At 45.3% G+C, this 25,232-nt stretch carries 18 protein-coding genes; 1 reads left to right on the plus strand and 17 read right to left on the minus strand.

Annotation, left to right across the window (positions count from 1 at the left end; all coding sequences use genetic code 11):
- Positions 1 to 107 precede the first annotated feature (107 nt).
- The 6 genes from trhO to CLV93_RS17450 form a co-directional block, all read right to left on the minus strand.
- Positions 108 to 1,169 carry an oxygen-dependent tRNA uridine(34) hydroxylase TrhO gene (gene trhO / locus CLV93_RS17425; protein WP_106543503.1) on the minus strand — a complete coding sequence of 354 codons (1,062 nt, stop codon included), beginning with the start codon at positions 1,167 to 1,169 and terminating at the stop codon, positions 108 to 110.
- A 164-nt stretch (positions 1,170 to 1,333) separates the two neighbouring features.
- On the minus strand, positions 1,334 to 2,677 hold the full coding sequence (locus tag CLV93_RS17430) for a TolC family protein (protein ID WP_106543504.1): 1,344 nt from the start codon (positions 2,675 to 2,677) through the stop codon (positions 1,334 to 1,336).
- The gene (locus CLV93_RS17435; RefSeq protein WP_106543505.1) at positions 2,670 to 4,301 is read right to left on the minus strand and encodes a DHA2 family efflux MFS transporter permease subunit; all 1,632 of its coding nucleotides are present in this window, start codon (positions 4,299 to 4,301) and stop codon (positions 2,670 to 2,672) included. Before CLV93_RS17435 ends, CLV93_RS17430 begins: the two co-directional genes overlap by 8 nt.
- The gene (locus CLV93_RS17440) at positions 4,298 to 5,311 is read right to left on the minus strand and encodes an HlyD family secretion protein (RefSeq protein WP_106543506.1); all 1,014 of its coding nucleotides are present in this window, start codon (positions 5,309 to 5,311) and stop codon (positions 4,298 to 4,300) included. The genes CLV93_RS17435 and CLV93_RS17440 overlap by 4 nt, the downstream gene beginning before the upstream one ends.
- A gap of 19 nt (positions 5,312 to 5,330) precedes the next feature.
- Positions 5,331 to 5,951, minus strand: coding sequence for a TetR/AcrR family transcriptional regulator (locus CLV93_RS17445; protein ID WP_106543507.1), 621 nt, complete (start codon positions 5,949 to 5,951; stop codon positions 5,331 to 5,333).
- Positions 5,952 to 6,247: 296 nt separating this feature from the next.
- Positions 6,248 to 6,976 carry a sulfite exporter TauE/SafE family protein gene (locus tag CLV93_RS17450; protein WP_106543508.1) on the minus strand — a complete coding sequence of 243 codons (729 nt, stop codon included), beginning with the start codon at positions 6,974 to 6,976 and terminating at the stop codon, positions 6,248 to 6,250.
- 539 nt (positions 6,977 to 7,515) lie between these two features.
- On the opposite strand from CLV93_RS17450, the gene CLV93_RS17455 reads away from it, so the two are divergent.
- A complete protein-coding gene (locus tag CLV93_RS17455; RefSeq protein ID WP_106543509.1) occupies positions 7,516 to 8,544 on the plus strand; it encodes a YeiH family protein in 1,029 nt (342 codons plus the stop codon).
- Positions 8,545 to 8,726: 182 nt separating this feature from the next.
- Here CLV93_RS17455 and CLV93_RS17460 read toward each other — a convergent pair whose 3' ends face one another.
- From CLV93_RS17460 to CLV93_RS17510, 11 genes are all read right to left on the minus strand, one after another.
- The gene (locus tag CLV93_RS17460; RefSeq protein ID WP_106543510.1) at positions 8,727 to 9,620 is read right to left on the minus strand and encodes a LysR family transcriptional regulator; all 894 of its coding nucleotides are present in this window, start codon (positions 9,618 to 9,620) and stop codon (positions 8,727 to 8,729) included.
- A 212-nt stretch (positions 9,621 to 9,832) separates the two neighbouring features.
- Complete coding sequence (locus CLV93_RS17465; RefSeq protein WP_106543511.1) at positions 9,833 to 10,711, minus strand: glycine betaine ABC transporter substrate-binding protein; 879 nt, start codon at positions 10,709 to 10,711, stop codon at positions 9,833 to 9,835.
- A gap of 9 nt (positions 10,712 to 10,720) precedes the next feature.
- Positions 10,721 to 11,536, minus strand: coding sequence for an ABC transporter permease (locus CLV93_RS17470; protein ID WP_106543512.1), 816 nt, complete (start codon positions 11,534 to 11,536; stop codon positions 10,721 to 10,723).
- The gene (locus tag CLV93_RS17475; RefSeq protein WP_106543513.1) at positions 11,533 to 12,759 is read right to left on the minus strand and encodes a quaternary amine ABC transporter ATP-binding protein; all 1,227 of its coding nucleotides are present in this window, start codon (positions 12,757 to 12,759) and stop codon (positions 11,533 to 11,535) included. The genes CLV93_RS17470 and CLV93_RS17475 overlap by 4 nt, the downstream gene beginning before the upstream one ends.
- Before the next feature lie 10 nt (positions 12,760 to 12,769).
- Positions 12,770 to 13,918: a hypothetical protein gene (locus CLV93_RS17480; protein ID WP_211297898.1), complete on the minus strand. Its 1,149-nt coding sequence runs from the start codon at positions 13,916 to 13,918 to the stop codon at positions 12,770 to 12,772.
- Between the two features lie 349 nt (positions 13,919 to 14,267).
- A complete protein-coding gene (locus CLV93_RS17485) occupies positions 14,268 to 14,750 on the minus strand; it encodes a MarR family winged helix-turn-helix transcriptional regulator (protein ID WP_106543514.1) in 483 nt (160 codons plus the stop codon).
- A 191-nt stretch (positions 14,751 to 14,941) separates the two neighbouring features.
- Complete coding sequence (locus CLV93_RS17490; protein WP_106543515.1) at positions 14,942 to 16,243, minus strand: carboxypeptidase-like regulatory domain-containing protein; 1,302 nt, start codon at positions 16,241 to 16,243, stop codon at positions 14,942 to 14,944.
- 286 nt (positions 16,244 to 16,529) lie between these two features.
- On the minus strand, positions 16,530 to 18,695 hold the full coding sequence (locus CLV93_RS17495; protein ID WP_106543516.1) for a glycoside hydrolase family 3 C-terminal domain-containing protein: 2,166 nt from the start codon (positions 18,693 to 18,695) through the stop codon (positions 16,530 to 16,532).
- A 195-nt stretch (positions 18,696 to 18,890) separates the two neighbouring features.
- Complete coding sequence (locus CLV93_RS17500; RefSeq protein WP_106543517.1) at positions 18,891 to 20,432, minus strand: alpha-L-fucosidase; 1,542 nt, start codon at positions 20,430 to 20,432, stop codon at positions 18,891 to 18,893.
- Positions 20,433 to 20,488: 56 nt separating this feature from the next.
- On the minus strand, positions 20,489 to 22,660 hold the full coding sequence (locus CLV93_RS17505; RefSeq protein WP_106543518.1) for a glycoside hydrolase family 3 C-terminal domain-containing protein: 2,172 nt from the start codon (positions 22,658 to 22,660) through the stop codon (positions 20,489 to 20,491).
- A gap of 109 nt (positions 22,661 to 22,769) precedes the next feature.
- Complete coding sequence (locus CLV93_RS17510; protein WP_106543519.1) at positions 22,770 to 25,214, minus strand: glycoside hydrolase family 31 protein; 2,445 nt, start codon at positions 25,212 to 25,214, stop codon at positions 22,770 to 22,772.
- Between the last annotated feature and the right edge of the window lie 18 nt (positions 25,215 to 25,232).

Here is a 25,232-nt window from a genome sequence, read left to right on the forward strand (position 1 = left end):
GAAGATTATTCAGCCGAAAGGCTGGTGAAAAATAAATAGCCCAACTTCCGATGAGGAAGTTGGGCTAAACTTTTATGATATGTTGGAAATCTAGGTGGTTTTCCTTTTTATTCTGAAACAGTTTCCTGTTCTATCTGCTCACTCTCCAGTTTCTTTTTCAAGCCGAGACTGACGCGATTTCGTTTCCGGTTTCCGAATTGATACTCTTTTTTCCGTGCACCGGTATTTTTATCCGGATCATGTTTCTCATCACGACATTCGTCTGAACAGCAACCATCGTATTGAGCAGCACATTCAGGGCACTGAATGAAGAGCAGGTGGCAGGCGTTATTGGCACAATTCGTATGCGTGTCGCACGGTTTTCCACACTGGTGGCAATGCGAAATGATTTGACCATCGACACTTTCGCCCAGACGTTCGTCGAACACAAAGTTCTTTCCGACAAAACGTGACGGAAGGTTCTCCGTTTTGATCTGCCGTGCATATTCCAAAATTCCGCCGTGCAACTGATTCACGTCGTTGAAACCAAAATGACGCAGATAAGCGCTTGCTTTTTCGCAGCGGATGCCTCCGGTACAGTACAGCAGAATCTTCTCGTCTTTTTTATCCTGCAATTGCTCAACTACCATCTCAATTTCCTCACGGAAAGTGTCGGCTTCCGGGCAAATAGCGCCTTCGAAATGACCAATCTCGCTTTCGTAGAAGTTGCGCATATCCACGATGATGGTATCGTCTTTACCAGCTAATTCGTGGAATTCCAGCGCACTCAAATGGTTACCTACATTGGTTACATCAAATGTGCGTTCGTCGAGGCCGTCGGCTACAATCTTCGGGCGCACCTTGATGGTGAGTTTGTAGAAGGATTTGCCGTCGTCTTCAATGGCATATTTGATAGGGATGTCTTTCAACAAATCGAATTTGGTCAGCGTTTTCAGGAAGGCTTCCATGTTGTGTTCAGGTACGCTCATTTGTGCGTTGATGCCTTCGCGCGCGACGTAAATACGACCGAAACATTCCAGGGGGAACCATTCACGATACAGTTGATCACGGATTTCACCCGGGTTGTCGATGTAATGATAACGGTAAAACGAAATGGTTTTCCGGTTAAACGTTTCCGCCATCAATTGCTTCTTCAGCTCTTCTTTGTTAATTCGATTGTAGAGAAACATCTTATTAAAATGTGGTCTAAATTAATATAGTGCAAAGGTAGTTTTTCCGCGAATTTTCACAAATAACTTTTTAGTCGTCAACGAGCTAATTGGACGCATAAAAAACCGTACCCTGAAGGATACGGTTCCGCTTACGTTGGTGGAGGACAATCTCCTCCGGAAAGTTACTCATACATGCGATCGCCAATGGATGCCTGTAGGTCGTATATGCTTAGTGCATAGTCAATTTCTGATTTTAGCAGCAATAACCGGCTGTTCGATACCGCAGTGGTGGCGTCGAGCAAATCGAGGTTGGTTATGGAGCCAGCCTTGAAACTGGTTTCAGCCAGTGAAAATGCGTCTCTTGCCTGCTTCAGCTGAAGTTTGAATTGCTGCACCTTATGAGCCGCAGTTTCGACGTTGGCGGAACTTTTAATTACATCGCTTGCCACTTCACGTTGCATTCGCTCCGTTTCGTAAACCGAACTTTGTATGCCCGATTTGGCAAGTAGTTGTTGGTTTTTATTCCGGTTGGCGTCAAAAATCGGGATATGCAAATCCAGGCCTACCGCATAATTGGGTTTGAGCTGATAAAGGCTTGGAATATAACCGTCTTTCGCGCCGGCTGAAACAAAAGCCCGCAGGTTCGGTGTATTCTTCGACTTGATCAGATTCAGGTTCAACTCGGCCAGGCGCGTTTTCTCGCGGGCAATTTTCATCTCGTCACGGTTACGGACCGCCATATTAATCATGGTGTCTGCCACCAGGTGCTGAGGATGATCGACTGTTAGTTTTTCTTTGACAAAGTGACGTTTGGTTTCCGGTTCACCCAACAGTGTGTTTAAGACCGCTTGTTGGATACGGATAGAGGCCAGAATATCAAGCTTTTGGCTTTTTACTCCTGATATTTTCACTTTCGTGGAAAGTGCTTCATATTGCGTTGCCGAACCAGTTTCCATCTTTTTGTTGATGAAATCGAGGTGACGTTGCAAATTGGCCAACTGCTCGTTTTTGATGTCGATGGCTTCCTGCAGGAAAAGCAAACTATAGTAAGTATGCACTGCCCGGATGGACAGTTGCTGCTTCACTTGCTCCAACGTTTGTTTACCCAGCTGCTTGCTCTCTTGCTGAAATGCTATATTCGCCGCTGTTTTACCAAAATCGGAGATGGACTGGCTGACATCGATGGTTGCCGAATAGTTATCGCTCGGATTCATCTGAATTTCACCCATTCCCGGAATGCTGAATTTGGTTACCGGCCCGATATGCGAGTAACTGGCATTGGCACTTACGTTGGGGTAATGTCCCGACCGAGCCAATTCAATCTGTGTATCGGCTCTTTTGATGGCTTCTTCTGCTTCTTTTACCGAAGGGTAACTGCTGACCACCCTGCTGATAATGCTGTCCAGCGAGAGTGAGTCGGCTGGTGAAGTTTCCATCGCAACCGTTTCAGTCTGTGCACTCAGTTGCTGCGAAAATGCCATCACTATGCCGATGAGCAATGGTAATATATGGTTTTTCTTAATCATGATTCACTCGATTTTTTGCTTCCAATTTTTTCCTTGTATGTAACCAGAAAACCGGTATTCCTCCTATCAAAGTAATGATAGCGGCTATTAAAAAGTCATCATCAATTCCCTGGACAAATGCTTCACTGCTCACATGACCTATCAGTACTGATTTGGCCTGCATGGCAGCGGTTCCGAGAGAACTTCCGGTGGTATGCTGAATATAGTTGGTCAGACCGTGAGTTACCTGCTTAAAAGTTTCCGAGTTTGCATTCAATGCTCCACCATAGATCGTAGTGTGAAATTTTATCCTGGAAGATAGAAGAGTTGCCAGAATTGCTACACCGAAACTACCTCCCAACTGTCGAATTACGTTGAACAGACCGGATGCTTGCGCCATTTGGTGCCTCGGAATCTCGAGCAGCGAAATAGCACTCAGCGGGGTAAAGATGATACCCATCGCCAGCCCACGGATATACAGTGAAGTCATAATGTAGTTGTGCTCTGTCAGCCTCGAAAACAAACTGTTTAGATAGAAGCTAAGAGCCAGCAGGATAATTCCCAGGACAACGGGAATTTTTGCGTTGTATTTGTCTGCGAAACTACCGGCAATTGGCGATGCTGCTCCCTGGATAAATCCGATAGGCAAGAAAACGGCTCCCGCCTGAATCGCTGTATACCCAAGGGAGTTTTGCAAAAACAGGGGCAACAGGAATGTACTACCGAACATCCCGATACCAAAAATGAACATGATCAGGTTGCTGATAGCAAAGTTGTAGTTCTTCAGTAGTTTCAGGTCCACCAACGGCTTATCCACTGTTAACTCAGTAATGATAAAGACGGTTAAAGCAATGGCTGAAATAGCAAAACAAATCAGAATAAACGGAGCATGCCAGCCTTCACTATTAGTCGCTGCATTTCCTTCTGACAGAGCGTAGAGCAGTACCGGAAGAAAAATACTGACGGACAGGAATCCTATTAAGTCGAACTTTCCCACCCGGTGATTGACGTATTCCTGTTGGATAATCATGGTGACAACCATACCGATAATTCCGACTGGCACGTTGACGTCGAACATGAGTTTCCAGCTGAAATTGTCAACCAGGTATCCTCCAATCAACGGACCGAAAGAAACGGATGCTGCGGCTGAAATAGCCCAGAATCCGAGGGCTGTTCCCCGTTGTTCCGGCGGAAATTCGCGGGTAATAATTGCCATCCCGATAGGCATTAGCGAACCTGCTCCCAATCCCTGAATAACCCGGGAAAAAATGAGCATATCCTCATTGCCCGACATTCCGCACATCATGGAACCAAAGGTGAACAGGAACAGGCCGAAGAAATACATGCGCTTGTGCCCAAAACGATCGGCAAACCATCCGGAGGTCGGAAGCATGACGGCCATGGCGAGCATGTAAGCTGTCAGTACCCATTCTATTTTATCGATGCTCACTCCGAACGAAGCCATGATTTTCGGTAACCCCACATTGACGATGGTGGCATCCAATACCGCCATAAAGGTTCCAATCATGACATTTCCCAAAACCCACCAACGATAAAATTCGCTCTTGGGATGATACGATGAGTCTCTGGTCCGGAGAATCCGCCTGATTCGGTGAGCAAGCGTTATTTTCCGTGGGTGGCTCATTGTCGAATAATTTTAATGACTGATGACATACCGGCCATCAGATTGAATTGACTGATTTTTTCGTTGTTGTCAGCTTTGTCAATTGATATTTTTACCGGAACACGCTGGGTTACTTTCGTGAAGTTTCCGGAAGCGTTGTTCGGCGGAATCAGCGCAAACTGCGAAGCGGTGTTCGAACCGATATAGAAAATCTTACCAAAGAAGGTGACTCCCGGATAGGCGTCGATGGTGAATTTGGCCGGTTGACCATCTTTTATTTCACCTACGCTGGTCTCTTCCAGGTAAACGGTAATCCAGTAGTCGTGGTTGTTCGAGATGGTAACAACCGATTGACCGGGTTGCGCCATATCTCCTTGCAATAACCAACGTTTGGCAATCACTCCACTGATAGGAGCGTAAAGTTTTGTATTATCCAATGAAGCCTCAATCACGCCCACTTGCGATTTGGCTGTATTGATGGCAGCTTTTGCACTTTTAATTTGCGATTGCGCTACCTGTAGTTGTTTTTGAGCTGCCTGGTAAGTTGCCGAAGCAGCTTCGTATGCTTTTTGCAGGTGTTCGAACTGTTCCTGCGGAATAACTCCACCTTTGAACTGTGTTTTCCCCCGTTCAAAGTCGTCTTTGCTTCGTTGCAGGTTCACTTTCAGTACTTTCAGATTTTCTTTGTTGTAGCTGTACTGTGCCTGCGCCTGAATCAATGCCGTTTGTGCCTGTTCAACAGCTGCTTCCGTCTGGTTTTTACGGGCAACCAAATCGGTGCTGTCCAGCTCAGCAAGCAGTGTTCCTTTTTCCACTGTGTCGCCTTCTTTTACGTACATTTTCTCAACGCGGCCCATCATTTTGGCGCTCACGGCCACTTTATCGGCATCAACATACGCATCATCTGTTTTAATGTAATGCGTATATTCTTTGTAATAGTGCCAACCAATACCCAGGACGGCAACAATAACAATGGCCAGGGGAAGGTATACCCTGACTTTCTTTTTCCTGTTTTTGTTCTCGCTTGTCATCTATTTTATTATTGTTTTTTTATTTCTGAATTCCACGTATAAAAACTTCGGTAAAACGGTTGGTCTTTTCCACCAAAACAGCATATTCCTCATCGTCGAGGAAGAAGTATTCCTTGTTTTTGATGAAAGTGGTTCGAAGCCCCCGAAGGATATCGATAAAAAGCTCTGCCAACTCATCCGGATGGTCCTCCTTGAAACTGCCATTTTCCATGCCCTGTTTCAGTACATCGCTCATGATCTGAATTTCCTTGGTTTTGGAACGAATCCAGGAATCATTCATGAGTGACTTGAATTCCCTGATGTTGCTCATCTTGAATCGGCTGAGATTTAAAAAGGTGCGGAACAGTTCCATGCGGGTTTTCACAAAGTTTCGGATCATCTGATCCGGAAACTCTGACTGTTCCATATTTCGCCGGAGATTTTTGATGAATTCATCGTGCTCCTTGTCAACAACATGAATATAGAGGTGTTCCTTGTCAGGGAAATAATAGTATAGCGAAGCTTTGGAAATCCCGAGGTCAGAAGCAATTTCACGCATTGACGTTTTTTCCAGTCCGTAAACTCCGAAACGTCGTTGTGCCGCCTCAGTTATTCTGTTGAGTTTCTCTGTATTTCCTCCAGTGTGCTTTACCTGAACCATTCTATTGTTCTCTTTGACCTTATTGTTAGAAGGGTCAAAAATAATACAAGTAAGTCGCAGTAATGTTTCTTAAATCTTAAATATTTAGCGGAGTATGTAAGAATTCACATAAACACTTTTTAACAACATTATGACAATAAGCAGGTAAGACAACCAAGCTTGGCGTTGAAATATTGGTTGTTATTTTGTTGGCCAGTGTTTGTGCTTACCTCCATTGAGTTGTTCTTTTTCGGTAGGCGGATGGGGAAGGGGAATATTTTATTCGGAAAGGTTTTTTAACAAAAGGCGGTGGTTTTTCAAAGCGGATGCAGAACGCTGAACAAGGTCATGAATCCCGAAAATAGTGTAATGAGGATACAGATTTTCTGAAACAGACTGACGGAAACAATCCGGCTGAGCTTTTGACCGATGAGAATTCCGAAAATCATGATGGGAAGCTGAAAGGCTGTTATTTTTAATGTCTCAACGGTAAGCATATGACTGAAGGCATATCCGATGATGGCCAGTGTAGCTGTTGCTATGTTGAAGTAGGCAAATTTCCCCCGAAAATCGTCGTTGGAAACATTCAGCGAAGTAAGGAAAAGGGCTAGGGGAGGACCACTGATGGACGTAAAACCTCCCAGAAAGCCGCTGGTCAAACCAGCCGTTACAGAACCGCGCAAAGGGTCTTTGATTTTAAAACGAAAACCCTTTAAAAAAGCAACGGAGACAATGATAAGCATTGCTCCCACAAATATTTTGAACGGACGGTCTTCGATGAAATTCAGCAATATCACACCGGGAACAGTTCCAATAACTCCCCAAATTGGGATCTTCAGGGTGTACCGGTTTAGTTTCAGGTTCGGTATTTTCAAGATAATCTGCGTGGAAGTAAGCAGGTTAAAGAGGGTTAGTACCGGAATGACCACTTTGGCCGGATAAAAAATGAGCAAGAAAGGCATAGCAAGCAGGGCAAAGCCAAAGCCTGTCAAACCTTTTAGTACTGATGCAAATAGTATGACTATTGCGATGAATACCCATTCCATATTTTTTGGTTAATTGAGAATCGGAATGGGGGCGATGGGAACAATGATCCGGAAGATCAGTTCCATCAGGACGGGCCGCCATCCCGCGGTTTTTATTTCATTTTTAGAAATTTCCGCTTCCATAAAGAAGAACGTCACCAGAAGACTTTTACCCCAACCGGTTTATATGTATATCTCCATTGAAGAATACGATGAGCAACAGTCATGGCTACTACAAATAACGGAATGAACAACGGAATGTTGATGCGATTATCACTTTTATTTTGTTAATACCGCGATAAAAGCGACTACTTCTTTTACCAAGCTAAATTAATGCAAATCTACACCTAAGCTATAGGGAAAACAAATAGCTAAATGTTATTGGTCATAACGATATGTTATTGTCGGGGGCAAAGAGGATAAAACATTTGAATTTTCCGGTTTTCGCGGGATGTAGAGTAGTGTCATAACCTGACGTTATTAGTCATAAAGAAATGGAAGCAAAAGGATAAACAGATATACCCTATTTTTGAGGCGTCTAACAAAAAGAATATAAAAATATGGTCCAGAGAAAAAGAAAAACGCACATAATTCATGGCGTTTTATTTGTGGTGTTGTTTGCTTGTTCCGCCTTCTATATATCCGAATTTAGAATAATACGGTACCTGTCATTCAGTCCTCTTATCATCGGTATTATTTTAGGAATGTTGTATGGTAATACCTTAAAAAAACATATGCCTGAAGAATGGCTGCCGGGTATAAACTTCAGCTCGAAAAAGATTTTGCGTCTGGCAATTATTTTATACGGTTTTAGATTGACTTTTCAGAATGTTCTGGATGTCGGTATTTCTGCTATTACTATTGATATTGTTATTATTGCTGTGACATTAGGGCTTGGAATACTGCTGGGCAAGTTGATGAAAATAGACAGGGAAATTACGCTGTTAACCAGCACCGGTAGTGCGATTTGTGGTGCTGCAGCGGTGCTGGGAATGGAGTCGGTGCTGAACAACAAACCGTATAAGACAGCTATTGCAGTATCCACCGTGATTATTTTTGGAACAACGGCTATGTTTTTGTATCCTGTGTTATATCGAAGTGGAATATTACATCTGACCAACGATCAATGGGGGCTTTATACCGGAGCTACAGTACATGAAGTCGCCCATGTGGTTGGAGCCGGGAATGCGATGAGTAAAGCCATATCAGGAACTGCTATTATCGTAAAAATGATACGTGTTATCTTCCTGGCTCCTGTATTGTTAATATTTGCGTTTATCGTTGCAAGATTTAAACGGACTGACGGTGATTCATCTAAAGCTGCTAAAATTACCATTCCCTGGTTTGCCTTTGGTTTTTTGGCTGTTATCGGATTCAATTCCTTCAACTTATTACCGAAAGATTTGGTTAAAGGAATTAATTATATTGACACATTTTTACTGACCATTGCAATGACGGCTTTGGGAATGGAAACACACTTTAAACAGTTTAAAGAAGCTGGTATCAAACCCTTCCTGCTGGCGCTTATACTATTTATATGGTTAATTATCGGAGGACATTTTGTGGTTAAATATTTATCCGTATTGTAGCATGGTTTCTTGAGTGAGTAGAACGCCATATCATAACAAATCGTTATGGACTGAAGAAGAATGTTGATGCCATTTTGGGCCTGGCCTTTAGGGTCAGGCCTTTAAACTAATAATGGCTTTGCAATTGATTTCTGAGGTCAACCGGTTATTCATTTTGCAACTCAATTAAGATAGCTGTTTTCTCACATCGACGGGGTGTAATTCTGCGTAAAATCGACAAAGTACTTTACGTTTCCTGTTAAGGGACCTTTGGGATAAGCAAAACGAAATTTCCGGCTGATATTTAATCCTTTTACGGGAATAATTTTCAGAGTGTTCAGTTGTATCTCTTTCTTAATGGCATTTACCGAAACCAGTCCGATTCCGTTGAAGCGGGGAAGAAAGTTTTTGATGGCCTCGGTACTTCCCAGGTGAAGAATGACGTTCAGACGGTCGAGTGGATAACCGGCATTTTTCAGGTCTTGCTCGATGACTTCCAGTGTTCCGGAGCCTCTTTCCCGGACAACCAGCGGAATGTGCTGAAGTTCGGCAAGCGAGCCGTTTGCACTGCGGCCGAATTTGCAGGTATGTCCGGCGATGACCACAATTTCATCATCGGCAAAATCGACGTACTGCAAATCGGTTTTGCTGGAATAATTTTCAACCATTGCCAAATCGATACGGTTTTCCTGTAGCTTTTGCTCCATTTCGAAGGAGTTGCCATTAATCAGGCTGACTTCAATGTCGGGGTAGCGGGTATGGAATGCTGCGATAACTTCGGGTATTACGTATTGCGAGATGGTAGAACTGGCCCCCAATCGCAACGATCCGGAGAAGGTTTGCTTAAGGCTACCGAGCTCATATTGCAGCTCATCGTAGAGGACGTGCGTTTTCTGGGCAAAACGGTACACGATTTCGCCTGCCGCTGTCAACGTAATGCGGTTTCCCTTCCGGTTGAAGAGCGCGAGGCCCAATGTATTTTCCAATTCGCGAATATGACGGGTAACAGCAGGTTGGCTGATGTACAGCTCCTGTGCGGCCTTGGTAAAACTCAAATTATTGGCGACAGCCAGAAAAACCTGGTAGCGGTAATCCATGCGATTGTTTTAAAACGTCCACATCAAAAATAGAACGAATTTTGGGTGAATAGTCTTTTTTATTAAAAAATCCTGAACAGGATTGCTTGGCAACTACCTGTCCAGGATTTAAAATGATAATAGAGTTCGTCTTTACTCAGTATCGTTTATTCATATACCGAAAAAGCATCAGAGTCTTTCGGCTATTAACGTTTGTTTCGTCGAGTAAAAACTTAGTTGGCTTGCTTCTTGAACCAGCCATCGACCAGTTCCTTATGTTCGTCGTACCATTTTTTTGCAGCCTGATCTTCCTTACCGGGAGCGGCTTCAACGGCTAACATCAATGAACCGAGGAGGTCGTCATTCATCTTGAAGTTGCTAAAGAAAGTGGCAGCTTCCGGATTTTTAGCAGCCCATCCTTTGGTTGCATACGTCGAGATGTTTTCTGCTTCACCCATTACTTTTTTGGGATCCTTCAATATTTTCAGTTTCCATTTGGCAAACATGGTGTGAGGCTTCCAGCCGGTAACCACAATCCACTCTTTTTGGTCGTATGCTTTCTTCAAGGAGGCAAGCATTCCGGCTTCACTCGAAGTAACCAGTTCGTAATTCAGATTGTAATCTTTAATTACTTTCTGAGTTATTTTCATGATACCAGCACCCGGGTTAATTCCGATAATTTTGCCGTCGAATTTGTCTTTGTATTCATTCAACTGGTCGATGGAATTGATGGTAACGTAATCAGGAACAACTAATCCCAGACGACCATCTTTGTAGATGGTTCCCAGTTTTTCAATTTTATCGCCAAATTTATCGAGGTAAGGCTTGTGCGTAATCGGGCTCCAAACTTCCATGAAAACGTTGGCATCGCCTTTGGCAACAGCTGCAAAGACAGGTGCTACGTCGGCGTTAATCAAATCAACTTTGTACCCATGTGCTTCCAGAGCTACTTTGGCCAGGTGTGTATCAGCGATACATTCTGCCCAGTTCACCATCGCAATGGTTACTTTCTTCTTAGCGCTTTTTTCAGAGTTATTCTTCTTTGAACCACCGCAGGAAGTCAGCATCAATGCAGCAGCTGAAATGATTGTAAGTTTTCGTAATAAATTCATATTCTTTTATTATTTAGATTTTCCAAGATGTTGTGTTATGCGGTCGAGGATAATGGCCAGCAGTACAACGGCCAAACCACCTTCGAATCCCATTCCGATGCGTAACTGGCTGATTCCCTGAAGGACAATTTCGCCCAGTCCTTTGGCACCAATCATGCTGGCAATTACGACCATGGACAGAGCCATCATAATGGTTTGGTTAACACCTGCTAAAATGGATGGCATTGCCAGCGGCACCTGAACTTTTAACAGCAACTGCCGCGAAGTAGCACCAAATGCTTTCGTCGCCTCGACAATGTCTTCGGGTACCTGTTGGATACCTAAAGAGGTAAGCCGGACAACCGGCGGCATGGCAAAAATGATGGTTGCAAAAGCTCCGGGGACGGTTCCCAAACCGAAAAACAATACGGCCGGTATCAGGTAAACAAAGGCCGGCATCGTCTGCATAAAGTCCAGAATCGGTCGGATGATCCGATTGGCTGTCTGGCTTCTGGCGGACCAGATTCCAAGGGGAATTCCCAGTGCAAGTGCCAGGACAGTTGATGAGAGCACCAGTGCAAAAGTTTGCATGGTTTGGTCCCAATAGCCCATCGCGTAGATGAACAGCAGGCCAAGGAGAGTCAGGAATCCGTTGCCGATTCCGGCACGCCAGAAGGCTAAGCCAGCCATCAACGCAATAGTGACATAAAACGGCATCCATACCCAGAAGGCTTCAACTCCGCCAATGAAGTTGGTCATTCCATAGTTAACGCCGTCGAAAAAACCGGAGAAATTGGCTGTCAGCCAATTAATAAAATGTTCTATATAGGTTCCAACGTCGATCATAAGTCAATGGCATTTTGAATGATTCCTTGTATTTCCTCTTTATCTTTACCCGTCATTTCCACAATGATGGAAGTTTGCGATACCAGTCCTAACAGGAAGTTCTCCTCGTTCACTACCGGAATGGGAAGATCGGTTTCCGTTAATATCGGCAGCATGTCTTCCACAGTTGTATCGGGATAGACCGAATGGACTTCGGTATTGACAATCTCTTCGATGCTCTTGGCGCCTTTTTTCTTCGCTTCGATAACATCTTCCAATTGAACAAAGCCGATAAAAGTCCGGTTGGTGCGGATAACCGGAATAGTCTTCAGACCAGCGTCCCGCATTTTGCGAATGACCACTTCCGGACCGTCTTTTTTAAGGCGGGCGACTGTGGGTTTTTCGAACATGACGGAGGAAGCCGTTACAATTTTACCTCGTTCGACTTTTTCAACGAACGATTTAACGTAATCATCGGCCGGTGCCGTCAGAATATCTTCTGAGGTACCTACCTGAACGATCTCGCCGTCTTTCATGATGGCAATACGGTCACCGAGTTTGATCGCTTCATCCAGATCGTGCGTAATGAACACGATGGTTTTCTGCATTTTCTCCTGCAAGATCAGAAGTTCATCCTGCATTTGGTTGCGAATCAGGGGATCGAGCGCCGAAAATGCCTCATCCATCAGCAGTACTTCGGGGTCGTTGGCCAGTCCCCTTGCCAGACCTACACGCTGCTGCATCCCACCGGAGAGTTCCGAGACTTTCATGTCCTCATAACCTTCCAGTCCAACCAATGCGATTGTTTCGCGGGCTTTCTGTTCGCGTTCTTCTTTTGGAATCCCTTGAATTTCAAGGCCAAATGCAACGTTGCTCAGAACAGTCCGGTGCGGAAGCAAGCCAAAATGCTGAAATACCATCGCAAATTCTTTCCTTCTGATATTCAGCAACTCCTTGTCGGTCGACCGGGTAATATCCTGGTTGTTGACAAGTATTTTGCCTGCTGTAGGTTCGATCAGCCGGTTGATGCACCTAAGGAGCGTGGATTTTCCACTTCCCGAAAGGCCCATGATTACAAAAATTTCACCCTCTTCGATGTTCAGACTGGCGTTGGTAACCGCCACAGTACATCCGGTAGACGATAAAACCTCGGCTTTGCTTTTCCCTTCACGAGATTGTTTCAAAGCCTTTTCCCTGTGTTTTCCAAAAATCAGGTAAAGGTCTTCAATGAGAATTTTCGTCATACGCTTCTAATTAAAAGTAGTAACCAATGTTGATGTTGAACCATGAGTGCCACTCGTTGTCAGAACCCCGACCAAGTCCGTGTCCCCATGGGCCAAACCAGTCCTGGTTTTTACCTGATGCGTAATCAACGTAGGTGTACAATCCTGCTTTCGTCGAAATCAATGATCCAACTACGTTCATCTGGGTATCAAGGAAACCATCAACATTTTTATTCATGTAGTTATAATCTTCGTAGAACTGAATGCTGGTAAACGGTCCCCAATTCATTGGAATCGTATACGCAACACCGGCCGTGTAAACCTGGCCTTCTTTGGCAACCTGGTATGTGTAGTTGTATGCGGCCATGGTCACCGTGTTCGTGTTTGCATCTGAATTATACGCGTAAGTAAGTGCTTCCAGTTTCACATTTAGCTGCTGTTTCGGAAGGAAATTTCCGTCGAAGTGAGCGGCAAAGGCGTAGTGGTCTCCGTTACCTTTGGTTACATGGTTGAATAACCGACCGTATTCAGCCGAAACACCTACTTCGCTGTGACCAAATTTACGGGCAATCCGGCCGTTCCATTGACCACGTTCTTCATCGTCGCCGGCTACATCGTAAGAGTAACGGGCAGGGTCAACACCGTAACCGCTTGAACCATCGGAAAAGGTATTCCAGGTTTTTCCGCCTTCTGCATTTTTATAGAAGGCCATCATAAAGTCCCAGTCGTCGGTTGAGTGAACCAGTTTGATACCGGTATCATAGTCATCTTCCAGACCTATATAGTAAGGCAGGTTAAAGAACCATGAGTGACTGGCGTAAGGCAAATCGCCAAAAGGTACCTGGTTGACACCCACCTGAAGTTGAGTGTTCTTAGAGAAATCGTATCCAACAAAACCTTGTTTCAACATTCCACCGCCGAAGTCTGACGGATAGAAGCGGTACTCTGCATTCAGGAATAATTTGCCATAACGTGCTTTGGCGTTGATTCTGAACATGTCGAGCACCCAGTCACCACCGACATCGGTGTTGGCCTTGTCCCAGGATTTGTAGCGGTAGTTGAAACGGAGTGCTCCGCCAATCTGTACGCTTTTTTCTTTTTTTTCGTTTTGAGAGAATAGGGGGGTAATTAAAAACAATAGTAATCCGGTAATTAAAATTTTCCTTTTACTAATAACCATAATTTAATTGTTTGATTTAAAATGATGTCTTCAAATTTTAAGGCATCAGCTTCAGCTAAGAACTACTGAAGTGTTAGATATGTTCTGTGCGACAAAAGTATTCCTTTTGGGGGGGATTAACAAATATTAGTCTGAATTAACGATTGTTTAGGATTCTGTTTTTGGTTTTAAATAGCTGAAAGTCAGTGTGGGCGTGTGGTTTTTGCTTGAGGGGGCCAAAATGTCTGGGATTCAGGCTGCAAATTAGGTTCTGCAGAACATATATAAAATTTCTGTTAAGTCTTTGACTCAATTTTGACAATTGAGTAGGTTGTAAATTGTAAACAGTTAGTTCGAAGAGGAATTGTCGTCAGAAATCGCGTACATTTTCCTCTCCTCCGGTGAGGACAGGGGAGGCGTCGATGTCTTCGATTTCCAGCATATCAATGAGGGTGTCGAGGGCACTGTTGATTTTATTGATTTCCTCGTCGGAAAGACTGCGCAGCTTTACATCCAGTCTTTTCTGCATCAGGTCGGGTGTGTGTGTCAATATCCGTTCACCGCTGGAAGTAAGTGCTATATTAGTGACTCGCTTATCGCCCGATTTTGGAAGTCGGGCAACATATCCTTTTTTCTCCAACCGGTTAATAATTCCCGTCATCGTTGAAGAATTCAGCCGCAGGTGGTCACGGATCATACGTTGTGTCGCCTGATAGTTCGGAGCTTCCTTCAGGTATTCGAGGCATAGCAGTTGGGGGATGCTCACGCCATATTCCTTCTGCACTTTCTTCGACTCCAGGTTAATGGAGCGAACAATCCTTCTGATTTTAATAATGACGGGTGTGAAATCCATAATTCGAAATGAGTCATTTTCACCTCAAAATTGCAAACTTTTCGCGAAAACTCTACATCTTCCGTCAGGCTTTTCCCTCATTTGACTGCTACGGGACAAAAAAAACTCCCGTCGCAAACCGACGGGAGTATTACTGGAATCGAATAACAGGAATTAAGTAGTTAATTGTTTGTTAAGCTTACTGTTTGATATTAATTCCTTCTCAGTTTTCGCTGTATTTTTCTGATGGCCTGATCGATGGATTTTTCCGGCTCGATGACGTTGTACTTACCCCAGAATTCAGGGTCGGAGAAACCTGATACAGCGTCGCTCATGATGACATTCATCTTCATTCGATCGGATGAGCGGAACGGTTTATCCTCAGTTTTCTGCCAATCGGTAACGGCCATCTCGATAGTCGATACATAGTGGGAGTTGAAAAGTTTCTTGTCCCAATTGATTTTAAACGTTACCTGGCCGCGGGAATATCCGAAGTACCATTTGCCGTTCTTTTCACGGTAGTTGACCATATAAGCTGCTTCAGTCGGGTATACTCTTGCCCCGATTGGTTTTCTCTTGATGAGAATGTCTGCAGCTTTCAGTTCGTCGGATGTATCCATATTGAACGTGGCGCTGGTGATGGCAAGTGATTCGGTATCGATGAATAATTTGCCGTAGAAGAGCGCGTCGATGGCACCGGGCCTGGGTTTAAATTCGAGAACGTAAACAAGTTTTTCGTCGATACGCGTTACGCTTGCCAGGTTGAACTCATAGTTTCCAATCATGTCATCGGTGAAGATGATGTAAGGATTTTTCATGATGTCCATCAACAGGTTGGTGTACGGACCTCCCTGGAGTTTGAATACCAGTGTATCCAGTTTCGAGTAATCGGTGCTTTTCCGACCTTTGAATAACCTGACTTTGTCGGCTCTGGCCGAAGAATAAGGCTGTTTGTAGACATCAACTACGGCCTCGGCAAGCGATACATAACTCCATCCTTTTTTTATGGTTTCACGATAGAAAGCTGTCATTTCCAAAGGTTCTTCAACATAGTTGTCCTTTTTCTTATACATGACAGTCCGAATGAGCAGATCGGGATCTGTCGGGAAAACCTTGATTTCGCTGAGAGATACGGCTAAAACATCGAGCTCAATTTTGTTCCGCTCGGGTTTCAGACTGGAAACAGGTACCTGCTTGTTCTTGTAACCAATGTAAGAAACGGTGATACTTTTGTTCAATTGGTCTTCAGGTACCTTCAAAATGAATTCACCATCGGAGTTACTCACTGTGGCAATGTTGGTTCCATCAATGGAAAGTGTGGCAAAAACCAGCGGATTGCCCGATTCACTATCTTTAACCTCACCTTTGAAGGTCTTGTAGTTTTGATTGTCTTCCGGCTGGCTACGGGGATACGAGTCGGCTGCTGCGGCTGCTCCCGAAATGAAAACAAAGAGAAGTAAGGTAACCCATACTTTCATGTTTTCGAAACTGATGATTGACTGTTTTGTTTTCATGGCTTAAGTTATTTAGCGTTTCTAGCTTTGCGCTTTCTACTCTAAAGACAAGCCGACTTTAAAATGCCCCTAATCATTTTATATTTTTTTCTTCAATTCATTTATTTTGTTGAAATTGAAGAGTGCTAATATCAGAAAATATTATGCTTGGTTAACTTGAAATGACAACTGTTTGGGAAGTATCCGGATCGTGTTTTAGTAGAGGAGAAATTTAGAATCGGAGAAATAAAAAAGGGGAGAATATTCAGTTATTCTCCCCTTGGCATCAATATTTGATGGTGATTATTTACAAGGTCACTGTTCCGGTTTGACGAATATCGCGGGAGGAACTTCCTACCAGGATATCGAACTTGCCGGGTTCGAGCACCCACTGATGTTTCTGGTCGTTGTAGTATTCGAAGGCGCTTGACGGAAGTGTCAGTTCTACTTCTTTTGATTCGCCGGGCTTCAGGAATACTTTGCTGAAGGCTTTTAATTCCTTTTCAGGACGCTTCAATTCCGACTTTTCCTGGTGAACGTAAACTTCTACCACTTCGCCACCTGCCATATCGCCGGTGTTGGTCAGCTTAACTTTTACAGTTGCCTGCTTGTCGCCAGGCGTAACCTGCAGACTGTCGTATTTGAAAGTGGTGTACGAAAGTCCGTGACCAAAGCAAAACTCTGGAGCTACATTGTAGGAATCGTAGTAGCGGTAGCCAACATAAATACCTTCCTTATAGACTTCTTTTCCGTTTTTGCCTGGGTAGTCGCCCATCGCTTCAGCCGGAACGTCAGCCAGCTTTTTCGGGAAAGTTACCGGCAGTTTTCCGGAAGGATTGACCTTACCGAAAATGATTTCAGCCAAGGCTTTTCCACCTTCCATTCCCGGATACCAGGCTTCGAGAATTCCTTTGGCATTGCCAACCCAGCTGGTCATATCCATTGGGCCACCGCCCATCATCACGATGATGGTGTTGGGATTGGCTTTTAATACAGCCTGAATCAATTCGTTCTGACCGAACGGAAGTTGCATGTTCGGTTTGTCGATACCTTCAGAGTCGAAAGCGTTGTCAGACCACTGACCGCCGTAGCCGTGAATCCAGCCGCCAACCAAAATCGTTGCATCAGCTGATTTGGCTGCTTTTACTGCCTGAGCAATCAATTTTGGATCGGCTTTTTCGCCGCGGGCTACTTTATAACCTTCAGCGTAGCTGACTTTCACTTTGTCGCCTAAATATTGCTGAATACCCTGCAGCGGCGTGATTTCGAACGGTGGACGTACCTGTGAGCTTCCTCCGCCCATGGCATTTTTGCGATCGGCATTGGCGCCGATAACAGCTACACTCTTCAAACCATCTTCCTTCAGTGGGAGCACGTGGTCCTGGTTTTTCAGCAGCACAATGCCTTCCTCAGCTACTTTCAAAGCAACAGCCTGATGTTCGGGAGTATTGATTTCGCCTTTCTTGCGGCCGCCACCCATTACGTGGGTTTCGTACATCACACGCAAAATGCGGTGTACTTTGTCGTTCACGACGGATTCGGGAACTTTTCCACTTTTCACGAGTCCGATAACGGTATCACCCATGAAGAATTTGCCGTAATCTGGTGTCTTTTGTGTCAAGTCAGTACCCATTTCCAGGTCTGTTCCGTTCATCAGTGCGTCCATCGTATTGTGGACAGCGCCCCAGTCACTCATGACAACTCCTTTGAAACCGAATTCACCTTTCAGAATATCTTTTACCAGGTATTTATTTTCGGTACAAAACTGTCCGCGGAATTTATTGTAAGCCCCCATCAGGGTGTACACGTTACCTTCTTCAACCGCTGCTTTGAAAGCCGGAAGATAGATTTCGCGAAGGGCACGTTCACTCATCTCCACGTCGATGGTGTTACGCTCGGTTTCCTGGTTGTTGGCCAGATAGTGTTTTACACAGGCAGCCACATCTTGGCTTTGCACGCCTTTGATGTAACCCACAGCCATTTGACCTGCCAGATAAGGATCTTCACTTAGGTATTCGAAGTTGCGGCCGTTTAACGGCGTACGGATGATGCAGACTCCGGGGCCCAGAATGTTGTCTTTTCCGCGGGCGTTCGCCTCACTACCAAGTACGGTTCCGAATTTGTAACCCAGCTCTTTGTTCCAGGTCGAAGCCAGGGTTATGCCGGTTGGCAAATAGGTTGATGAATCTTTACCGTTGTTCAGTAATGTCCATCCGCGGCCATGTTCGGGGCGTACTCCGTGCGGGCCGTCTGACATCACCCATTCGGGAATACCCAGGCGAGGAACCCCGGCAGAAGTAAATGACGAGTTCGCATGGATCATTCCTACTTTCTCCTTCAAAGTCATTTGACTAATCAGGGAGTCAATTTTTTTCTCGTAAGCGGGTGCATTGTTTTTCTTGGGTTGTGAGCAGGACAGCACACCCAAAATCAACACACTCAGCACAGGAAGTGCAATCGATTTTCGTTTCATGTATAAATCTGTTGTTTTAGTGGTCACATTTAAAATCTATTGTGGGTAAGGCAATTGTGCACATGACGGGGACTGAAAGAATTCTTTCATCTTGGCTCTGTTTATTGTCAATATTACAAAATAACCTAATGCATTCGAAATCGCTTTGGTGTTAATAAATGTGAAATTCAACTTACTGGTCACATTATTTGCGACTTACATAATGTGTTTTAATATAGCTTTTCCCGATGTTTTGATTTTGAAAACGGTAGCAATGGAATTTGGTATTTGAGCCGGCATGACAATATGGAGGCCGTCTTTTTTCCATTTCCAGTTAATGGAATCGTTTTTTCCCGGGACAGAAATGCTTTCAATTTTCAGGTTTCCTCCCATTTTGCTTTTCGCGAAAGCAGTCAGAACCATTTCTTTATTGGCTCCGGGCCAGCCCAACACGGTCGCGTAAATGGTATTTGGACGGGTGGTGTAGCGAACATCTCTGGAAGTATATTCTACTTTTGATTGAAATGCTCCCCCTTTTTTCAATCGTGTCGGGCCTTCACCGAAAACAATCCACGGACGGGTGTCATAAACGGCTTCTCCATATTGATGCAGCCAATTACCGATATCGAGCAATACTTTTTGTTGGTTATCCGGAATAACACCATCCGCTCTGGGGGAGATGTTCAGCATCATCACGCCGTTTTTACTGACGATGTCGAGCAGTTCGTGGATGATTTCGGCAGCGGGTTTAATGGCCAGCCCCTTCACGTAACTCCAGCTACCAATGCCAACGGTTTCGTCGCACATCCAGGTGTAAGGTAGTAGCTTGTTGGGACGGCCCCGTTCGAAATCCCGGGCACTAACCTGGTCGGGCAAATCTTCGTCTTTATGTGTGATAACTACCTGCTGGTGATTTTTTGCAGCACTTTTCAGGTAATAGTTGATGAAATCCTGACGATAACTCTGTGGAATTTTGGTTAGCAAACCGTCGAAATAAATGAGGTCAGGATGATAGTTGCTGATTACCTCTTCCAGTTTTCCCAGCCAGTTTTTGTCGAACTGGTTGGCAGGAATATTTCCGTACAGCATACGCAACTTCGGATCCGTCGACGAAGTGAACATGTTTTTGTTGTAAGGGTAATAGCTGGTATCGGATTGTGCTTTGGGACTATTCGCATAAATCTGCAGATTCCGGGCCATGTGAAAGGTGGTGACGAATTTCAATCCCCGGCCATGAATGGCTTTGCTCAGTTTGGCCATCACATCCTCGTGCGGGCCCATATCCTTCACGTTCCACGGATTGATTTTACTGGCCCACATCGAAAAACCATCGTGGTGTTCAGCTACCTGACCGGCAAATTTAGCTCCGGCTTTGAAAAATAGGTTGGCCCACTGATCGGCATTGAAATGCTGCGCTTTGAACATGGGAACAAAGTCTTGATAGCCAAATTTATTCAACGGACCATAAGTAGCCACCTGGTGCTTGTAAGCGTTGGTCCCTTTAATGTGCATGTTGCGCGCGTACCAATCGTTGGCGTATGCCGGAACGGAAAGCACTCCCCAGTGGAAATAGATACCGAATTTGGCGTCCTTGAGCCATTCTGGCGCTTTTTGATAGTGAGCCGGAATATGCCATTCTTCCTTTTGCTGTTTCTTCTCGTTTGCTGCCCGGCTTGTCGACGAAAGTGTCCCGAGCACAAGTATCAATGAAATAAGTTTTAGTGTCTGAATTCCTTTTGGCTTTCTGAATTGAGTCATGTTGCGTTCTTTAATCCCAGGTCATCGTCCTCCGACGCCTTTCTCCTCTGTTATGCTTAATTTGTAACTTGTATTTCTTTCGTTAACCGGATGTCGTCCGAGGAATTCCCGATTTGCAATTGAATTTGGTCCGGTTCAACCGTGAAGGCTTTCTTTACTTCATTCCAGTATGCCAAATCTTTTGCGTGTAGCTTTAAGCTGACTTTTTTCGTTTCTCCGGGCTTGATGGTTATTCTTTTAAAGCCTTTTAACTCCTTTTTGGGGCGTTGTACTTCCGAATGCAGATGACGGACGTACAGTTGGGGCACTTCATCACCTGCACGTTTGCCGGTATTGGTAATGTCGAAGGAAATGGTCAGCGGTTTTCCAGCTTGAATATTATCGGAACTAACTTTCAGGTTGCTGTATTGAAAGGTGGTGTAGCTCAATCCGAATCCAAAAGGATAGAGTGGTTTTCCCTTGAAATACATGTAGGTTCTGCCTTTTCGGATATCATAATCGAGGCGGGGCGGGACCTGAGAGATTGCCAGCGGCCATGTTTGTACCAGTCGTCCGGCCGGATTGAAATCGCCGAACAACACCGATGCCAATGCGCTTCCTTCTTCCTGACTGCAATGTGTCATGTGCAGAATGGCCGGTACGTTATGCTCCGTCCAGTTAATAGCATATGGGAAACTGCTGATAAGTACCACGATGGTTTTCGGGTTCACCCGATAGATTTGTTTAATTAATTCTTCTTCCTCGAGATTAATGGATTTGCGGTCGACCGCTTCTTTTCCATAGCTTGGCTTGGTTACTTTCGCCCAGCCAGCATCGCCGGTAGGATGGTTGCCAACGACCACGATGGCATAGTCGGATGTTTTGGCCAAATCGACGGCTTTGTTTTTTGAATTGTCTTCGGCATAGCTAACGCGAATGCTGTCGCCAACCCGACTGCGAATACCATCCAACGGCGTAATAGTGTAAGGAGGCGTTCCTCCGTACCAATCGCCGAGTACTTCGTTGGCAAATCGGCCAATCACGGCAATCGACTTGGTTTTTCCGGTTTGAAGTGGCAACGTCTGGTTATCGTTTTTCAGTAAAACGATGGACTTTTGTGTTGCCAGTTTGACCAGGTCTTTATTCTTTTGGCTCTTCCAGGGCACGGGCTCGCTGTTCAGACCGATTTGGGAATACGGATTATCGTTCGGTGGATCGAGCAATCCTAGTTTGATCATTACCCGGAAATCACCCCGGATAACACTGTCGATATCAGCTTCGGTCAGAAGTTTGTCTTTTAATGCCGCGCGAATGGCATCAGCATAATCGTCTAAAAACTGGTTGATGCCCGCTTTTACGGCTTCGGCAGCTCCTTCTTCCAAATCGGGATAGTACTTGTGATCGCTGATCAGCAATTTCAGCGCACCGCCGTCGGTGCAGATGATGCCTTTTTGTCCCCATTCTTTCACTGTTACGTTTTTCAGTACCGGGTTGACCATCATGGGGATTTCGTTCCACGAGTTATACGCTGCCATGTAAGCCTGGCTTCCTCCGTCTTCGATTCCCATTCGAAAGGGAACGGAATAGTATTCGCGGAAAAGTCGTTCGTTGAAGTTGGAAGATGACCAGGTTCGTTCATCTTCGTTACTATTGGCCAGAAAGTGTTTCATCAGCGAGGCCGTCAGCCAGTATTTTGGATTGTTGCCCTGAAGGCCTTTTACGAAAGCAGTGACCATGGTTCCGTTGAAGAAGGGATCTTCTCCGTAGCACTCCTCGGTTCGTCCCCAGCGTGGATCACGGCCTAAATCGGCATTGGGAGCACGAACTACCAGGCCTTTGCTTTTGTAATTTGGGTTTTGAAAAAGATATCGGGTTTCGTAGCCTTCAACGGCGGCTACTTTTTTTAGTAATGCCGGGTCCCAGGTTTCGGCCAGACCGTAAGCTTGAGGGAAAGTCGTAGTGGGAGTAGGGGTGGCATATTTTCCCCAATTTGCCGGTCCGCCCATGGAGACTCCATGCAGGCCTTCTACGTGAGTGGCTCCTTTAATTCCCAGTCGGGGAACACTGGGATCGGTACTCAGACAGCTGATTTTTTCATCCAGTGTCATGAGCGATAAAATGTTGTCAATTCGTTTTTCTACCGGAAGGTTGGGATTCTGGAAAGGGTATTGGTATTGCGCATGTGCTTTTTGGGTTCCTGTCATTAGAGTCCCAATGAGCAGAAGCATTTGGATGAGATGTGATTTCATAGTAAGCCAGTTCTTATCGGGATAGAAAGAAAAGTAATGGTAAAGGGATATTGTACTAAAAAGAACCACCAACCGTGAAAGGATCACAGTTGGTGGATTTGGTTTTTATTTATTGATGTTTCTTAATGAAAGAATGGTAAGATTCAACTTTGAACGTTGTTTTTCCTTCCAGCGGATTGCTGTCGAGCTTATAGTTCTTACCATCTGATGAAAGCTCTACTTTGTGCAGCAGATTGTCGGATGGAAGACATACCAAACCGTCGGCTTTGGTGTTGCGCGTATCGAATACTTCCAGCTCCAGCTTCGACCAGTCCATGTCTTTGGTTGACTGAGCCAATTTGATGTGGGGAATGACAGCACCGTCGCGGACCAGCATCACGACCGGAATTTTTCCGGCTTCGATGTGGTGCCATCCACCTTCATAAGCTTTTCCTGTTTGGTAATCGATCCATTCGCCTTTCGGCAGATAAACATCACGGCCGCTTTCATCTTCAAACAACGGAGCAACCAGCATATCAGAACCGAACAGGTACTCGTTGTCGACCAACCACGAGCCTGCGTCGTGCGGATACTCAACGAAAAGTGCCCGAACCATCGGCAGTCCTTTTTCTGTGCACTCTTTCGCCTGTGCATAGATGTACGGCATCAGGCGGTAGCGCATGTTATCCGCTCTGCGGAAAGCATCTTCGAAATCTTTGCCGTAGGCCCAGGGCTCTTTCGGCGGTGCTCCGTGACAACGACTATGCGAGCTCAACAAACCGAAAGGCAACCAGCGGCGGTACAGGTCTTCCGGTGTTTTCTGAACAAATCCGCCTATATCATGGCTCCAGAAAGCAAATCCTGATAATCCGAATGACAAACCAGCACGAAGTTCAGAGGCCATGGCTGTGTTGCTGTTGGCAGCATCGCCGCCCCAGTGCAACGGATAACGCTGACTTCCTGCCCAGGTACTGCGTGCCCATATGATGTCGTTACCGGTGATTTTCTTCGTGATATCGTGTGCCGCTTTGTTGTAACGCAGCGGATATAGGTTGTGCTCGTAAAAGCCTGTACGACCGTTGTGGTAAATTCCGTTCAATGGAGCAGCTTCGCCAAAGTCAACTTTAATAGCGCTCACGCCCATTTTCAGCAGGCCTGCCAGTTTATCCTGGTACCATTTTACGGTTTCAGGATTGGTGAAATCGAGCGTCGCATCTTCAAAAGGAAGATTACCCTTTGCATCTTTCACATACAGTCCTTTTTTTACGATTTCCGGGAAGAGCGTATTCTTCGGCACAAAGTAAGGTAACTGCCAGAGACAAATATGGAATCCGTCATCTTTCAGGTCACTGATCATCTTTTCAGGAGAAGGAAAACGTGACGGAGAGAATTTATAGTCACAACGCCAGTCGGTTTCGAACCACCCGGTGTCGAAGTGAATCACATCGGCTGGGATTTTATCCTTGCGGAGATGTTCGGTTACTTCATAGCCTTGTTTCTCTGAGTCATAAGTGATACGGCTCATCCACAGACCAAATGACCAGAGCGGTGGCATTGGTGCTTTTCCGGTCAGGTCGGTGTACTGATCGAGAATGTCTTTCGGTTCGCCCAGGAAGATGAATAAGTCCAGTTGATCATCACCAATCATTAGCGTATTTACACCACGGAACGAAGCGCCGAAATCGCAGGTAATGGGCGTAGAAGTGTGCATAAACATACCGTAACCCCGGCTACTCATGAAGAACGGAATCGGTTTGTATTCCGCTTCGTTCTGGGTACCGTTGGCATCGTCGGTGTACAGCACAACCCTCTGACCACGCTTGTTAAGGTTGGTGAACGATTCGCCACAGCCGAAGATTTTTTCATTCGGCGAAAGCGTAAACGATGCTGCCACACTGCGCGAGTAGTCGGATGAACGACGAACAAAAGAGAATGGGACTATGGGAGTGTAAGTATCCTTGTTATCTGCAGGACTATCGGTTTGCGTCAGCAATTTTCCTTTGGCATTGTAGATTTTGATGTGCCAGGGATGGGTTTCAACAACTACGGAACCATAAGCACTCGTGTACTTGTATCCGTTGTCGACTTTGGTGTATTTCCAGATTCCCGGTTTGGCTTCGGGAGCTACACCGTTGACCAGCATCAGCGATTTACCTTCCGGTTTGGCCACAAAGCCGGTGTTCATTCGGATACGAATGGTGCGTGCCGATACAAAATCGATACGGAAGGGGAGATGCGGGTTGGCCTCGTATTCCCTGCCCGGAAACTCATTGCCCGGAGCGGGTTGCAGAAATGCCAGCATGTTGTCGAAAGCCTGGCGTGTTTTGTAAACATTACGCTGCCATTCGACGGTACCTTTTCCGGTAGCCGGATCGAACTTCGTCAAGCTGTCGGCAACAAAGTAGGTATTCTTAAAATTGTAGAAATCGGGACTAATGTCCACCGGTGAGTTGAGTAATCCGTTCTGTGATTCCAGCGACTGCGCGGCCATGGGCTGGCTGAATGTAGTCAAAATCGCAGCAGCCAGTACCGTAAAGGTCCTACGAATCAGCAACTGTGGGTTTTTCCTTTTCATTTGTTTATTCTTTGTTTC

The sequence above is a fragment of the Prolixibacter denitrificans genome (assembly GCF_003014495.1).
GTDB classification, from domain to species: Bacteria; Bacteroidota; Bacteroidia; order Bacteroidales; family Prolixibacteraceae; genus Prolixibacter; species Prolixibacter denitrificans.